This window comes from Hymenobacter profundi, assembly GCF_019334315.1.
Lineage (GTDB): Bacteria > Bacteroidota > Bacteroidia > Cytophagales > Hymenobacteraceae > Hymenobacter > Hymenobacter profundi.
The window spans coordinates 47,309-62,295 of the sequence record NZ_JAHWGL010000004.1; the positions used below are offsets into that span (position 1 = coordinate 47,309).

At 55.5% G+C, this 14,987-nt stretch carries 13 protein-coding genes; 3 read left to right on the top strand and 10 right to left on the bottom strand.

The features are described from left to right. Positions 1 to 14 precede the first annotated feature (14 nt). The 6 genes from lolB1 to KYK14_RS02225 form a co-directional block, all read right to left on the bottom strand. Positions 15 to 767 (bottom strand): lipoprotein insertase outer membrane protein LolB1, encoded by a 753-nt coding sequence (lolB1, locus tag KYK14_RS02200; RefSeq protein WP_219156578.1) that lies wholly within the window; start codon positions 765 to 767, stop codon positions 15 to 17. Positions 768 to 780: 13 nt separating this feature from the next. Then, a complete protein-coding gene (locus KYK14_RS02205; protein ID WP_219156580.1) occupies positions 781 to 2,592 on the bottom strand; it encodes a tetratricopeptide repeat protein in 1,812 nt (603 codons plus the stop codon). A gap of 111 nt (positions 2,593 to 2,703) precedes the next feature. Further along, entirely contained in the window at positions 2,704 to 3,717 is a 1,014-nt protein-coding gene (locus KYK14_RS02210) for a sugar phosphate nucleotidyltransferase (protein WP_219156582.1), read from the bottom strand. A gap of 82 nt (positions 3,718 to 3,799) precedes the next feature. Continuing rightward, the gene (gene dut, locus KYK14_RS02215) at positions 3,800 to 4,234 is read right to left on the bottom strand and encodes a dUTP diphosphatase (RefSeq protein ID WP_185281483.1); all 435 of its coding nucleotides are present in this window, start codon (positions 4,232 to 4,234) and stop codon (positions 3,800 to 3,802) included. Between the two features lie 63 nt (positions 4,235 to 4,297). Beyond that, on the bottom strand, positions 4,298 to 5,800 hold the full coding sequence (locus KYK14_RS02220) for an oligosaccharide flippase family protein (protein WP_219156584.1): 1,503 nt from the start codon (positions 5,798 to 5,800) through the stop codon (positions 4,298 to 4,300). Positions 5,801 to 5,927: 127 nt separating this feature from the next. Next, a complete protein-coding gene (locus KYK14_RS02225; RefSeq protein WP_219156586.1) occupies positions 5,928 to 6,719 on the bottom strand; it encodes an enoyl-CoA hydratase/isomerase family protein in 792 nt (263 codons plus the stop codon). 208 nt (positions 6,720 to 6,927) lie between these two features. Here KYK14_RS02225 and mscL point away from each other — a divergent pair, with 208 nt between their 5' ends. The 3 genes from mscL (at position 6,928) to KYK14_RS02240 (ending at position 8,957) form a co-directional block, all read left to right on the top strand. Continuing rightward, positions 6,928 to 7,353 carry a large-conductance mechanosensitive channel protein MscL gene (mscL, locus tag KYK14_RS02230; RefSeq protein WP_185281480.1) on the top strand — a complete coding sequence of 142 codons (426 nt, stop codon included), beginning with the start codon at positions 6,928 to 6,930 and terminating at the stop codon, positions 7,351 to 7,353. Between the two features lie 133 nt (positions 7,354 to 7,486). Next, positions 7,487 to 8,416 carry a DUF3078 domain-containing protein gene (locus KYK14_RS02235; RefSeq protein ID WP_208306583.1) on the top strand — a complete coding sequence of 310 codons (930 nt, stop codon included), beginning with the start codon at positions 7,487 to 7,489 and terminating at the stop codon, positions 8,414 to 8,416. 94 nt (positions 8,417 to 8,510) lie between these two features. After that, on the top strand, positions 8,511 to 8,957 hold the full coding sequence (locus tag KYK14_RS02240) for a hypothetical protein (protein ID WP_219156588.1): 447 nt from the start codon (positions 8,511 to 8,513) through the stop codon (positions 8,955 to 8,957). Positions 8,958 to 9,319: 362 nt separating this feature from the next. Here KYK14_RS02240 and infB read toward each other — a convergent pair whose 3' ends face one another. The 4 genes from infB to KYK14_RS02260 form a co-directional block, all read right to left on the bottom strand. Beyond that, complete coding sequence (gene infB, locus KYK14_RS02245; protein ID WP_219156590.1) at positions 9,320 to 12,391, bottom strand: translation initiation factor IF-2; 3,072 nt, start codon at positions 12,389 to 12,391, stop codon at positions 9,320 to 9,322. Between the two features lie 121 nt (positions 12,392 to 12,512). Further along, positions 12,513 to 13,796 carry a transcription termination factor NusA gene (gene nusA / locus KYK14_RS02250; protein WP_185281474.1) on the bottom strand — a complete coding sequence of 428 codons (1,284 nt, stop codon included), beginning with the start codon at positions 13,794 to 13,796 and terminating at the stop codon, positions 12,513 to 12,515. 126 nt (positions 13,797 to 13,922) lie between these two features. Continuing rightward, the gene (locus tag KYK14_RS02255; protein ID WP_219156592.1) at positions 13,923 to 14,396 is read right to left on the bottom strand and encodes a ribosome maturation factor RimP; all 474 of its coding nucleotides are present in this window, start codon (positions 14,394 to 14,396) and stop codon (positions 13,923 to 13,925) included. A gap of 212 nt (positions 14,397 to 14,608) precedes the next feature. After that, entirely contained in the window at positions 14,609 to 14,863 is a 255-nt protein-coding gene (locus KYK14_RS02260) for a T9SS type B sorting domain-containing protein (RefSeq protein ID WP_219156594.1), read from the bottom strand. Between the last annotated feature and the right edge of the window lie 124 nt (positions 14,864 to 14,987).

Below are 14,987 nucleotides of genomic sequence, written 5' to 3' on the forward strand. Positions count from 1 at the left end.
TTCCCTTCACGCTGTTACTTTTTTCGCGTGTAGCCCGAAGGTACGGAGAAGGGGAAAGACAGGCGCTCCTTGTCAAGGTCCACGTTGCGGTAGTTGATGGATAGCGTAGAAGCGCCACTACCCTGCTTCACCTGCACCAGCGTGGAGTAGGCGAACTGTTGCTGCGTACCGGCCAGGGCCTGAAAATCGGTGTAGTTCACCATGTAGCTGTTCTGCGAGTTGGGGTCGGTCACTGTTAGCTCCTTCACGCGTTGCCGGCTCAGCTCAATCAGTTGCTTAAGCAGCAGGCCCGATTGGGCATACTCTACCCGCTGCTGCGGGCCTTCGGTAACGACGGTAGGCGTCACGCCGGCCGGTGCGGGCAGGTAGTTGCCCAGCAACAGCGCCTGTAGCTGCTCGAAGGTTACCTCCACGTTGAACTGCTGCTTCAGGTAGGCAAAGTTGCCAGCGTAATACTCCCGCTGCAACTTGTTCATAATTTGAATAGAATCGCGGGTGATGCGGGCGCGTACGCCTTCAAATCCAGCCAGGCCCAACGACATCCAGATAATGCTGTCCTTGCGCATGCGCACGTTAATATTCACCGTCTGCTTCAGCGAAGGCATATCTACCTGGGCCTTGCCTTTGGCAGCGAGGTAGCGGAAATCGATATTCTCTACCTTGATTTCTGGGTTGATTGGCGTGGCCGTGGTAGCCGGATTGTTGGTAGCAGTAGGCGTTAGCTTGCGCTGACAGCTGCCCAACACGAGCAGAACAAGGAGCAGCAAAACGCCGGGGTACTTACTCATAAAGCTTCTTTTCTTTGATCTTACGGTCAATCAGGGCCGAGGCGTCGCCGGCTTGTTTGGCGCGCTCCCAGGCCGCTACGGCCTGCGTGGGCTGCTGTAGCTGAAACAGCACGTCGCCGTAATGTTCTAGCAGCGTGCCATCGGAACTGTGTTTCAGGGCGGTTTCCAGCGCCTGGCGGGCGCCGGTGTAGTCTTTCAGCTTATACAGCACCCAAGCGTACGTGTCGAGGTAGGTAGGGTTATTGGGAGACTGCTTTACCAGCCGCCCAGCCATTTGCTTAGCCTTGTCCAACTTCTCGCCTCGCAGGGAGAGATAGTAGCTGTAATTGTTCAGGGCCTGGGCATTATTGGCGTCAACGCTGAGCGCTGCCTCATACGCGGCATCCGACTTGGGGTAGTCTTTCAGCTCGTGGTATACATCGCCCAACTGTGTATTGAACTGCGCCTGTAGCTCGGGGTTGTCGGTCGTAAGCTTGCGGCCATACTCCAGCGACTTGATAGCCTGGGCGGGCTGCTTTTTCAGCACGTGCCCTACCCCATTGTAGAACCAGAGCGGTGCTTGGTTAGGAAACAGTTCCAGCGCCTGCTCGGTGTGCACCAGCAACGAATCGGACTGGTTTAGCTCAGCATCCAGCAACACCACTTGCTGCCAAATCTGAAACTTGGAGTTGTCAAGCTGAATAGCGCGCAGGTAGGAAGCGCGGGCGTCCTGCCTGTGCTCAATAATGGTCTGTACATCGCCAGCCATGGCAAAGGCCTTGGCCTCCTGAGGGTGCGCTTTTGTAGTTAGCTCCGCTAGGTCCAGCACTATTTGGGTGAGGTCTGGATTAGGCAACTGTCGAACGTATTCAATCAGGATGCGGACTTTTGAGTCTATGTCCATCGCCGGATTACCGAACGCTAGCTTCAGCTGCTCCACCGACTCGGCCTTTTTGCCCTGCAAGCGGTACACATCTGCCAAGATCATGCGGGCCTGTGGGTTGTCGGGGGCTTGGCGCAACGCCTGTTGGGTAACGCGCAATGCGTCGGGTAGGCGGTTGTTGGTCACATACATCTGGGCCTGCGCCAACACGTACCGAATGTCGTCGGGGTTGGAGGCAATCAGCGTCTCGCCTTCTTGCAAAGCCTTATCCAGGTTGTTCTGCTTCAGATAAATCTGCTGCTTCTTGAACGCTACCTCATCCGTGGAGCCAAATTCCTTCTCGGCTTGGTCGTAGGTGGTCAGCGCCTCTTGCAGCTTACCCTGCGCCAAGTACAAGTCGGCTAGGTTGAACAGGTAATAGTTTGAATCGGGTACATCCCGAATCAGGCTGGTATACACCTTTGCGGCCTGGTCATACTGCTTTTGGGTGGTGTACGTCTGAGCCAGCAATAGGTAATAATAGGTGTTTTTGGGGTCGAGGCGCACGGCGGCCTGCGCAAAGTTGGTGGCCTCCTTGAGGTTGCCCGTAAGCATATTCACCTCAGCAATTTTATAGCTAATGGCCGCATTGTTGGGGCTGAGCGCATACGCTTTCAGCAGCCGCTCCATGGCCTTGGAGTAGTCTTCGAGCAAGGCGTAGCGCACCCCGTCCACAAAGTATGCCTCGCTTTGTTCCCGTTCCCGCGACGAAGGCTCGCGCGAGTTCTGCTGGGCATTTTCCAAGGCCACCCGGTGGGCCAGCTCCTTCCGCTCGCGGCGGCTGAGCTTGCGCTCCTTGGCCGGCGTCAGGCCAGTGTCTGTCTCCGTGGATTGTTGTGCCATGGTGCTGCCGGCCACTAGTAGCCCCAGCATCAGCAGCAAGAAAGCGGATAGTTGAGGCATACAGAGAGGAAATAAACCGGCCGGACGGCCCGGCGCATCAACAAAATAACAAAAGAAATAGCACGGCCCGTCAGGACCGCGCTATTGCTAACGTCAAAACGCAGAAAAATATCACACCCGCAGGGTGTTAAAGTCACCCAGGCTCAAATCGGCGGGGGCGCTTACGACGGTGGCGTTGTTGCCTACCATCGAGTTGGTGATATTGGCGTGCAGTACCGAGGCTGATTTCTGCACGATAGAGTTGGTCAGCACCGAGTTGCGCACGTTGCTACCCTCACCCAGCGATACGTGCGGACCCACCACCGAGTCGGTCACCACAGCGTTTTCGCCAATGTACACGGGCTCAATTATCACCGAGTTCGTGATTTTGGCCGAGTCGGCTACCAGTTTCTCGCCGCGCTCCTGCAAGTATTCGAGGTAGCGCTGGTTGGTGAAGACGGTTGCATCCTTGTTGCCGCAGTCAAGCCACTCAGTTACGCGGCCGGGCACAAACTTGGTGCCCTTGTTTTTCATGTTTTCGAGGGCATTGGTGAGTTGGTACTCGCCTTTGTCCTTGATGTCGTTGTCGAGCAGGTATTGCAGCTCCTCGCGCAGGTAGGCGCCGTCCTGGAAGTAGTAGATGCCGATGATGGCCAGGTCAGAAACGAATTCCTCAGGCTTCTCTACGAAGTCGGTAATCTCACCACTGTCGTCCAGCTTCACCACGCCGAAGGGCTTGGGGTCGTCTACCTTTTGCACCCAGATGGTACCAGCAGCCGACGAGTCCAACTTGAAATCAGCCTTAAACAGCGTATCAGCAAAGGCCACTACCAGCGGGCCGGTCAGCGACTCTTTAGCGCACAGAATGGCGTGGGCAGTACCTAAGGCCTCATCTTGATACACGATGCTAGCCTTGGCCCCTACCGACTCAGCAATTTTTTGCAGGTTGCTCTCCACCTCTTTGCCGAAAGCCCGGCCAATAATGAAGGCTACTTCGTCCACCGGCTCGTTGCACACCTGGGCAATGTCCTCCACGAGGCGCTGCACAATGGGCTTGCCCGCAATCGGAATTAGGGGTTTGGGAACAGTGAGGGTGTGGGGGCGCATGCGTTTGCCCATGCCAGCCATCGGGACGATGATTTTCATATCCTTCCTGAGTAGGAGTGTTAAAAGTGGGTAATAAGTGCTCTATATTATATAGAAACGGGGAAAAGCTTGTTGCGGTTGGTTAATGACTGCCAGTACTGCCGTAGCCGCCCGTGCCGCGGGCTGTTTCGCTTAGCTCTTCGGTAGGTTCCCAGTCAATTACCTCATGGCGGGCTACTACTAGCTGTGCAATTCGCTCGCCGTCCTGCACTACGAAATCCGCGTCGGAGAGATTCACCAGTAGCACCTGAATTTCGCCCCGGTAGTCGGCATCAATGGTGCCGGGGCTGTTCACGATGCCAATGCCGTGCTTGTAGGCCAGGCCACTGCGGGGCCGCACCTGCATTTCGTAGCCCACGGGTAGGGCCACAAACAAGCCAGTCGGGATAAGGGCGCGTTGCAAAGGTCGTAGCGTCACGGGTTCCGTAAGATTAGCCCGCACGTCGAGGCCAGCGGCGTGTGCTGTTTGGTAGGCAGGTAGAGGATGGTGAGAGCGGTTGATAACGGGAATCTGCATCGGGCAAAGGTAGGAGGGTAGGGGCAAGAAGCCAGAACCTCATCCCGAAAGAACATTTAACAGTTACCTACCTAGTACGCGTTGCGGTTTCTCAATCAGCACAATCAGCCCAATGAAGGCTAGCGTGAGTAGCGCGTGAAAAGCATGTCCACTCCAGGTACCCGATAAGGGTAGCCACCAACTAACAGCGACTACCCCGCAAGCCACCAGCAACCACGTAAGCAGCCGCACCACAGGGTAGGGCACCGGAAAGTGACGTTCGCCGAGCCACCAGCATAGCGCCGCCATCATAAAATAGCAGGCCAGCGTGGCAATGGCCGAGCCCATATACCCCAGCACCGGAATGAGTAGGAAGTTGAGGACGATGGTAAGTACAGCGCCAGCAAATCCTATATAGGTGCCGTAGTAGGTTTTGTCGGTGAGTTTGAACCACACCGAGAGGTTCCAGTATACGCCCAAAAACAGGTTGGCCAGCAGCAGCACCGGCACCACGCTCAAGCCTTGCAGGTATTCGGGACTGCGCAGAAACACCCGCGCTACTAAGTCCACGTTCACGCTTACGGCAACGAACAGCACGGCGCAGCACAGCGTGAACCACTTGAGCACCAAGGCAAACGTGCGGGGTGAGTTTTTTTCGGTGCTCTGCGCGAAGAAAAAGGGCTCGGCCGCGTATTTAAACGCCTGAATAACCAAGCTCATCAGAATGGCAATTTTATAGCAGGCGCCGTAGATGCCTACCGCTGCCAAGCTGTCCTGACCGGGGTAGAAGCCCTCAGGAAGCCACTTAGGCAGCAGAATGCGGTCCAGCGTCTCGTTCACCATCCCAGCTAGGCCCATCAGCATAATAGGGTAGGCGTAGCGGAGCAACGGCCGCAACGGCTCCAGGTTCAGGCGTGGGCGAATATCGAGCAACTCCCGGTACAGCAGCACCAGCGTGAAAGCGCTGGCTGCCAGGTTGGAAATGAACACGTATCCTACCCCCACCGTGGGGTCGTAGAGGCGGGCCACCAACGGCTGCAAGGCCGTTAGGTATTTCCCGGCCAGCACATCGGGGCAGAACACGATGAAAAACAGGTTCAACCCGATGTTCAACAGGATGTTAGCCAATCGGATAGCCGCAAATTTCTTCGCCTTGTTCTCCAACCGTAGCCTGGCAAATGGAATGGCCGCTACGGCATCCAGGCCCAGAATACAGGCTATCCAGACGGCGTACCGCTCGTGGCCGGGGGGTAGGGAGAGCAGGCTCATCAGCGGCCGGGCCAGCAAAGCCAACCCTACCGTAAATACGGCGCTGGTGAGCAGTAACAGCGTCATCACACGGTCGTACAGCTCTTGGCGGTCGGTGCCGGGGCGGTTGGCAAACCGGAAAAATGTGGTTTCCATGCCGTAGGTGAATACCACATTCAGGAACGATACGTAGGCAAACAACCCCGTAACAATGCCATACTGCGCTGCCACAAACCGGGCTGTATACACGGGTACCAGCAGCGTATTCAGTACCCGCCCTACAATACTACTCACGCCGTACACGGCCGTCTGGCCCGCCAGCTTTTTAGCTATACTCACGGAGTGAAATGGTAAATGATGAAATAGAGAGCAAATAGTGAGATGGTGAATTTGACGTACTATCTGCGCAACTGGCGCGCACTGCGCCAGTAGTACTCGCAGAACGTCGAGCTCACCATCTCACTACTTACTCACCCGTGAATGCCGCCGGGCGCTTTTCCAGAAAGGCCTGGGTACCCTCGCGGAAGTCAGCAGAGCCGCAGCAACGGCCAAAGAGGTTGGCCTCCGTCTGGTAGCCGTGGCGCTCTTGGTCGTAGGCCGCATTCACGCAGTCGATGATCATGCCGATGGCCAGCGGCGCTTTGCTCAGAATCTTGCCCAGCAACTGCTCGCAGAAGGGTAGCAGCTCCGCCAACGGGACTACATGGTTCACGAGGCCTATGCGTAGCGCTTCATCGGCTTTCACTTGGTCGGTGGTCATCAGCAGTTCCAGCGCTTTGCCTTTGCCGATGAGCTGGGCCAGCCGTTGCGTACCACCGTATCCCGGAATCAGGCCCAGGTTGGCTTCGGGCTGCCCGAAGCGGGCGTTTTCGGAGGCCACACGCAGATGGCAGGCCATGGCCAGCTCGCAGCCGCCACCCAGCGCAAAGCCATTCACAGCGGCAATAACCGGCTTGGAGCTTTCCTCAATCAGGCAAAATACCTCCTGGCCCTTCTCGGCCATACGGCGCCCTACTATCTCGTTCAGCTCGGCCAACTCGGCAATATCGGCGCCGGCCACAAAGGCTTTGTCGCCGCTACCCGTCAGGATGATGCCGCGCACCGCTTGCGCATCCAGGGCATACTGCATGGCTTGGCGGATTTCCTCAATAGTAGCCGCGTTCAGCGCGTTCAGCTTGGTAGGGCGGTTCAAAGTAATGCGCAGGATGCCGGAAACGGAATCCTGTTGCAACAACAGATTATGAAAAAGAGGAACCATAGAGCCGTAACAAAATAGAAGATCAAAAGTCGAGCAGGCAAAGATAAAGTAAAAGCGCGGGGCCTGTTTTGTCCGGCCTGCGGGTCCGCAATAACCCGAAATCGGTTAGGCAACCAATTGATACTGAATTATAAATGAAAAGATATATTGAAAAGTATATTTACTTTGTGCTATTCCTGTCCATTTATTCACCAAAACAATAGGCTACATGGGTTTCTTCTCTGAGTTTAAAACGTTCGTAGCGAAAGGCAACGTGCTGGATCTGGCAGTCGGTGTCATCATTGGCGCCGCCTTCGGTAAGATCGTCACTTCACTGACCGAGGACATCATCATGCCGATTATCAGTCTGGCTACGGGCGATATAGATTTCAAGGAGTGGTACATTCCGTTGGATGGGAAAAGCTACGCCAATCTGGAAGCAGCCAAGGCAGCCAAGGCGGCTACCGTAAATGTGGGCCTGTTTTTGAATGCCGTTATCTACTTTTTTATCATTGCGTTCTGCGTGTTTCTGATTGTCCGCTTTGCCAATCGATTTAAAGCACCCACTGTGGTAGAAGTGAAGCCGGACCCAACGCCGAGCAAAGAAGAAATATTACTTACCGAAATTCGCGACGCCTTGCGTAGCCGCGCATAGCGGCGAGAGTGGTCTACTGAGCAGCCGGTTACCAAGCTCGTAAGGCTTGTACACCGGCTGCTTTGTGTATATGATAGTTTGTTTCCGTCCTGTTTTGTCCTTTGTCCTCCGAGTTGTCCTCTTACTGCTGCTTTTGCTACCGACTATCGGTCAGGCGCAGACCATGCCGCGCCGCATTGCCCTTGAACCCTACAAGCTGTCCACTGAAATCGACACGGCCCGCGGCTGGCGGCGCGGTGGCGCCGGTTCCATTAATCTCAGCCAGGTAAGCCTCAACAACTGGGCGGCTGGTGGACAAAGCTCCCTGTCGCTGCTGGGTATTGGCAACGTGTACGCGCATTTCCGGGGCGAGAAACACACGTTTGCGGCGGCTGTCGATCTGGTGTATGGATTGTTGAAGGCTGGCCCGGCCAAGATGCGCAAAAGCGACGACCGGCTGGAAATGAACATTCGCTACGCCCGGCAGTATTCCAACAAGTGGTCGTACGCTACGCAAGTCAATATCAAAACCCAGCTCACTCCTACCAAGTCCAATGAAATTCGTGATTCGCTGACTTCCCGATTTTTCGCGCCCGCGTACATTCTGGCGTCGGCAGGCTGGGAGTACAAGCCGGTTGAGTACATCTCCGTCCTATTATCGCCCGCTACCGGCAAGTTTACGGTGGTCAATAGCCAGCGCCTGGCTGATTACGGCGCCTTTGGGGTGCAAGGTGCGCGCCGCGACGCCGACGGACGCCTGGTGCGCGGAACCGGCAAGCTGTTTCGGGCCGAGGTGGGGGGTTATATGAATGCCCGAATGGTGAAAACCATTCTACCCAACGTTTCCTACCAAACCCGGCTGGAACTATTCAGCAACTACTTCCACAACCCGCAAAACGTTGATGTATACTGGACCAATCTGCTTGATTGCAAAGTCAACAAGTTTATCAGCGCCAACGTAGCCACTATTCTGATGTACGACGACGATATTCCCGTACCCATTGGTGATGGCACCACGGGCGAAAAAGGGCGTCGTATTCAGTTCAAAGAAACCCTAGGTATTGGCCTGACTTACAAGTTCTAGGGCTGAACTAAAGTGAGAAGGTAGGGGTTGTCGTACCAATCAAAAAGCGGTATCTTAGTTGCTTGCCGCCCATAGTCCCTTAATACGCTGCTGCATGAAGCACTTTTTTGTCTGCCTAAGCTTGTTGCTCCTCACGTCCTTGGCTCAGCAAGCCATGGCTCAGGCCACACTGGCTACCCGCAAATCGTTGGTTAGCGATGAGCCCGCTACCCGGCGTAGTGGCAAAAAGAAGGCTTCCGATGCAGAGATTGCCCGTATGCAGCAACGTATGAGCATGAACTCTGACGAGGCCAAGCGCGATAAGCAGATGGAAATTCTGGAAGCTCGTTCGGGTATGGGTTCCAATACCAGCTTCAGCCGTGGCAGTAGCTCTGCCCGCCAATACGATTCGCGCAACGGAGGTTTTACCGTCAAAAAATTCAAAACCAAAAACGTAGGCTCGCTACGCCAGAAACGCGGCCAGACCCACGCCGCCCCCGGCATCGACCCCAAAGGCAAGCCGCTGAAGCACAAGCATAAGAAAAGATTTTTGTTCTTTTAATTAGGAGCAGAAACACCCTAATTGAAAGCCCCTACCACGCAGAAGTGGTAGGGGCTTTTTTGGCAAAAAATAGGGATATGGAGTATGAAATATCGACGGGTATTAACGTAAAGCCAATGAAGCTGTCTAGGAAGTAGGTTAGGTCGTCTTGCTGAGCAAAGTCGAAGCATCTCGCTGCGTCCCCTACCATCCAATGAAGCAATAATGTCTAGACGCCGCTCAGCAGGATAGTCAAAGGAGTTTCTACACAGAGGAAGAGCAATCATGTAGAATATGATTGTTGGGAGAATCTAAACGCAAAACGCCCCCGGCTCCATAAGAGCCGGGGGCGTTTTGTACTTGCTGAAAATCCAAGCAGTTGCTTACAGCGTCCGCTTGATTTCCTTTTCCTCGAAGCCTTCAATGATGTCGCCTTCTTGCAAATCATTGTAGCCTTTGATGCTGATACCGCACTCGTAGCCTTGGCGCACTTCCGATACGTCGTCTTTGAAGCGTTTCAGGGCCTGTACGTCGCCAGTATACTGCACGATGCCGTCGCGTACCACGCGCACTCGGGTATTCCGGTTGACAGAGCCCTCCGTCACCATACAGCCGGCAATGGTGCCTACCTTGGTGATGTTGAACACCTGACGTACTTCCAGCGTAGCTACCGTCACCTCCTGCACCGTTGGGGCCAGCATGCCTTCCATGGCATCCTTCACCTCGTTGATGGCATTGTAGATGATAGAGTACAGACGGATATCGATCTGCTCCTGCTCGGCCAAGCGGCGGGCACTCTGCGAGGGCCGCACCTGGAAGCCGATGATGATAGCGTCGGAAGCCGATGCCAGCAACACGTCCGATTCGGAAATCGCGCCTACCCCTTTGTTCAGGATATTCACGGCTACCTCCGGCGTGCTGAGTTTCAGCAGGGAGTCGGCCAGTGCTTCCACCGAGCCGTCCACGTCGCCTTTCACAATCACGTTCAGTTCTTTAAACGAACCGATAGCCAAACGACGACCAATCTCATCCAGCGTGATGTGCTTCTTGGTACGCATGCTCTGCTCGCGAGCCAGTTGCTGACGCTGCGTAGCTAGTTCACGAGCGTCGCGCTCTGTGTCCATCACTACAATTTTGTCACCAGCTTGCGGGGCACCAGTCAGACCAAGCACCTGCACCGGAGTAGCTGGGCCAGCTTTTTTCATCTTCTTGCCGCGGTGGTCTGTCATGGCCTTCACACGGCCGTAGTGCGGACCGGCCAGCACGATGTCGCCTACCTGCAACGTACCGGTTTGCACCAGCACGGTGGTTACGTAGCCACGGCCTTTGTCCAGAGAGGCTTCGATAACCGTACCTACGGCATTGCGGTCGGGGTTGGCTTTCAATTCCAGCAGTTCCGCTTCGAGCAGCACTTTCTCCAGCAGATCGTCGATACCAATACCGGTTTTGGCCGATACTTCCTGCGACTGATACTTACCACCCCATTCTTCTACCAGAATATTGATAGCCGACAACTCCTCCCGTACTTTCTCGGGGTTGGCGCCGGGCTTGTCAATCTTGTTGAGCGCGATGATGATGGGTACACCAGCTGCCTGCGCGTGGTTGATGGCTTCTTTCGTCTGTGGCATTACCGAGTCGTCGGCAGCTACCACGATGATGGCGATGTCCGTTACCTTGGCACCGCGGGCACGCATGGCCGTAAATGCTTCGTGACCCGGCGTATCAAGGAACGTAACTGGCTTGCCCGACTGCGTTTTCACCTCATAGGCACCAATGTGCTGGGTGATACCACCGGCCTCACCCTTAGCTACGCTCGCATCGCGAATGTAGTCTAGGAGCGACGTTTTACCGTGGTCGACGTGACCCATGATGGTAACAATCGGAGCACGGTCGCGGAGGTCTTCCGGATCGTCCACAATCTCCATCTCGGTCTCCTCTTCCTCCGCCGACAGGAATTCCACGTCATAACCGAACTCATCGGCAATAACGGTAATGGCTTCCGCGTCGAGGCGCTGGTTGATGGATACGAACATGCCCATGCTCAGGCACACCTTAATTACGTCGTTAACCGACGCGTCCATCAGCGAGGCTAGGTCGTTGGCCGAGATGAACTCGGTAACTTTCAGTGTCTTCGAGTCCAGCTCGTTTTGCTGACGCTGCAACTCGGTAGCTTCGGCCACACCAGCCCGCTTGTCGCGGCGGTATTTGGCGCGGTTACCGCGGCTGTTATTGTTGCTGTTGCCGCTAAGCTTCGCCAGGGTTGCTTTAATCTGCTCCTGGATCTGCTTATCGTTCTGCTCGGGCGTATTGGCTACGGCCGGACGAGCTGGCTGATTGCGGTTACCTTGGCCAGGACGGTTATTGCCGCGCTGTTGATCGGGACGACCTCCACCGGTGCGGTTGCCTCCTTGTTGGCCTTGCTGGCCGGGCTGGTTCTGCCCGACAGTTCCACCACCAGGGGTAGGAATGCGCTGCCGCTTCTTTTTGTCCGCACCGATGCCGCTTTTCCGCACATCAGATGAAGCCACAGGCCGCCGGCCACCGCGTCGCGATGAGTCTACGGGTAGCTCAATTTTGCCCAGTACCGTGAGGCCTTTCAACTGATCGGCCTTCGCTACGATGGTTGAATCTTCTTCGGCTGGAGCCGTTGGAGCTGCGGAGGGCGTTTCCGGAGCTTTTGCTGAAGCAGCAGGAGTAACCGTAGCCGCTGGCGCAGCCGGGGCCGCGGGTGGAACCGGAGCAGGGGTAGCAGTAGGTGTCGCGGGTGTCGGAGTTGGAGCCGGAGCAACTGGGCGCGTTGGCGTAGTTACTACTGGTGCCGGTGCCGGTGCCGCCGGAGCGGGAGTAGGCGCAGCCGCTACAGGAACTGGTGCTGGCTGCGGAGCGGCCGGTGTTTTTTCCTGGGCGGATTGTGCTGGCGCTGGTGCAGGAGCAGCCGTCGGCTTGGGAGCTGGGGCTGGGACCGGCGTAGCGGCGGCGGGAGCAGGTGTCGGCGCAGCAGGTCGGGGTGGCACGGGGCGACCCTTGGCATCCAGCTCAATCTTACCCAACACCTTTAGCCCAGGCACGCGGGGTGCTTCGGGCTGGGCGGGAGCAGCAGGGACCGATGGCATAGCAGCCACCGGTACAGCCGCTGCGGGAGCAGGCTGCTCAGCGGGTTTGGGCGCAGCGGGTTGTTCGCTGGCCTTAGGAGCCGGAGCTGGCTCGGGTTTGGGCTGGACGGTTTCTTGCTCCGTCTGGCGCTTGGCCTGGCTGAGCTTGGCCGCCTCGATTTTATCCTGCACCGACGATTCGAAGGCCTTATTGAGCATGCGTACTTGCTCGGCCGTCAATTTCGTGGTCGGTTTATTATCGATATCAATGCCTTTTTCCGACAGAAAGTCCACAATCGTGGAAATTCCGACGTTCAGGTCTTTGGCCGCCTGATTCAGCCGTTTGGTTGCTGCTTCCGCCATTCTATGCTCGCGAACGATACTCTTATCCAGTTGCAAAGTTACTATATTAAATCTTGTCAGCCGACGCTAAGTCGCGCCACTGGCGTGATTTAGCGTCTTTGCCGTACCGGCCGCCGCGCCCTCATTGCGCGTCGTCGGAAATGGTTGGTTCTGTTTGCTCTTCGTCGGCTTCAAATTCCTGGCGGATGATGCGGAAAACATCTTGTACCGTTTCCTCCTCCAGCTCCGTGCGCCGCACGATATCCTCTTTGCTGACCGCTAATACGGCGCGGCCAGTATCGAGACCGATTTTCTTGAATTCATTAAGGATCCACTCCTCAATTTCGTCGCGGAACTCGTCGAGGGCAATGTCCTCTTCGTAATCGCCCGCGTCGCGGAACACATCGATTTCCATGCCCACCAGCCGCGAAGCCAGTTTGATGTTGGCACCGCCCCGGCCAATGGCCAGACTCACTTGGTCCGGCTTCAAGAACACCGAAACCCGACCAGTTTGTTCGTTTATCTTCATCGAAGTCAACTTCGCGGGTGACAAAGCCCGGGCGATGTATAGCTCCAAGTTGTCGGTGTAGTTGATGACGTCGATATTCTCGTTTTCCAGCTCCCGCACCACGGCGTGAATACGCGAGCCTTTCATGCCCACGCAAGCACCTACCGGGTCGATACGGTCATCGTAGCTTTCAACGGCTACCTTGGCCCGCTCGCCAGGCTCGCGCACGATGTTCTTGATGGTGATAAGGCCATCATAAATCTCGGGCACTTCCAACTCAAACAAACGTTCCAGGAACGCCGGTGCTGCCCGCGACAGGATGATCTTGGGCGTACCGTTTAATACATCCACGCGGTGCACTACGGCCCGGATGGTGTCACCTTTGCGGTAGCGGTCCTTGGGGATCTGCTCTACTTTGGGCAATACCAACTCGTTTTCTTCTTTATCCAGAATCAGCGCCTCGCGGCTCCAAACCTGGTAGACCTCGCCGGTGATAATTTCACCCACCATGTCTTTGTATTGCTGGTAGAGATTGTCACGCTCCAGGTCTTTCACGCGCTGAATCAGCGTCTGACGGGCCATCAGCACAGCACGACGACCGAAATCTTCGAGCTTCACGTCTTCGGCTACTTCCTCGCCTACCTCAAAGTCAGCCTCAATCTTGCGGGCTTCGGCCAACGGAATCTTGTCGAAATCCCAGATATCCTCGGAGTTATCATCTACAATTTCCCGGTTGCGCCAGATTTCCAAGTCGCCCTGGTCCACGTTGATAATGACGTCGAAGTTCTCGTCGGTCGTATACTTCTTGCGGATCATGGTACGGAACACGTCCTCCAGGATGCTCATCATCGTGGGGCGGTCAATGTTCTTGGATCGGGCAAACTCGGCAAACGATTCGATCAGGACGTTGCTGTTCATCGAATTTGAAGATTAAATTGTTGAATTGTTAAATGGCTGCTTATTGAATGATAAACGGTCGGTGAGTTCAGCTAGAGCAAACAACCATTCAGCAATTCAACCTGTCAGTACTTAACTATTAACCAGTTATTTAAATGAAATAACCACTTTGGCCTCCGCAATATCCGCAAACGGAATGTGCGCGGCGGGTAGGGTTTTCTTTTTGTTCTTTTCTTTCACTACCTCCGCCAGCTGAATGCCTTCAGGGGTGGTTTCTTCCAATACACCAGTTTTCTCGGTGCCATCGGTGAGCTTCAGATCCAAGGAGCGGCCCACGTGCCGGGTGTATTGGCGTGGGTCGGTGAGGGATTGGTCGGCGCCAGGCGAGGTGACTTCCAGCGTGTAGCTGGCTTCCTCACTGTATTCCTCTTCGATGCGGCGGGCTAGCCGGCGGCTCACCTGCGCGCATTCGTCAATCCCTACTCCTTGTTCGCCATCCAGCGTGACGGTGACTTTGGGCCGAATGGCATCCGAAACCGTCAGGCCTACCACAAACAGGTTGGCGTCATCGGGCAGGCAGGCTTGCAACAGCTCGGCAATGCGGTCACGATCAAACTTCATAGGCAGAAAAGCAGGGGGCAAAAGAAAGAGGGGACTGCGCGTCCCCTCTTCACGATAGCTAATAAGTGGGGCAAAGGTACGAAATAAGAATGCAATTCGCAACCTGTGGCCCACTTACTGTTGCATAGTAGAGAGGGGCAGCAGTACTATAATAGCATAACACTATGTTAGGGCCACTTAGTTCATGTAATGCGGCCTGTATTAATGTGAAGTTACCGGCGTACCTCTACCCAACCTTTGGCTGTTCGACCGTCTGCCAAGTACAGCAGATAGTAGTACACGCCATCGGGATGGGTACCGCCGTCCCAGTCGTTTTGGTAGGACGCCGACTCGTACACTTTGGCTCCCCAACGCGAGAAGATTTGCAACTGCGGCGGGCAACTGGTGGTAACTTGAAAAAAGTCGTTTATATGGTCGTGGTTGGGGGTGATGATGTAAGGCGGCGTGAAGGCTGGCAGCACGTCCACAGCCGCGAGCGTGAGCGGCAGCCGACACAGGCTATCATTATAATAAGGCAGAATGATGGTAGGGTGACAGCGCTTAACTATGGTATAGGTGTGCTACACAGTACTGCCAGCTCCTTGCGTGTTA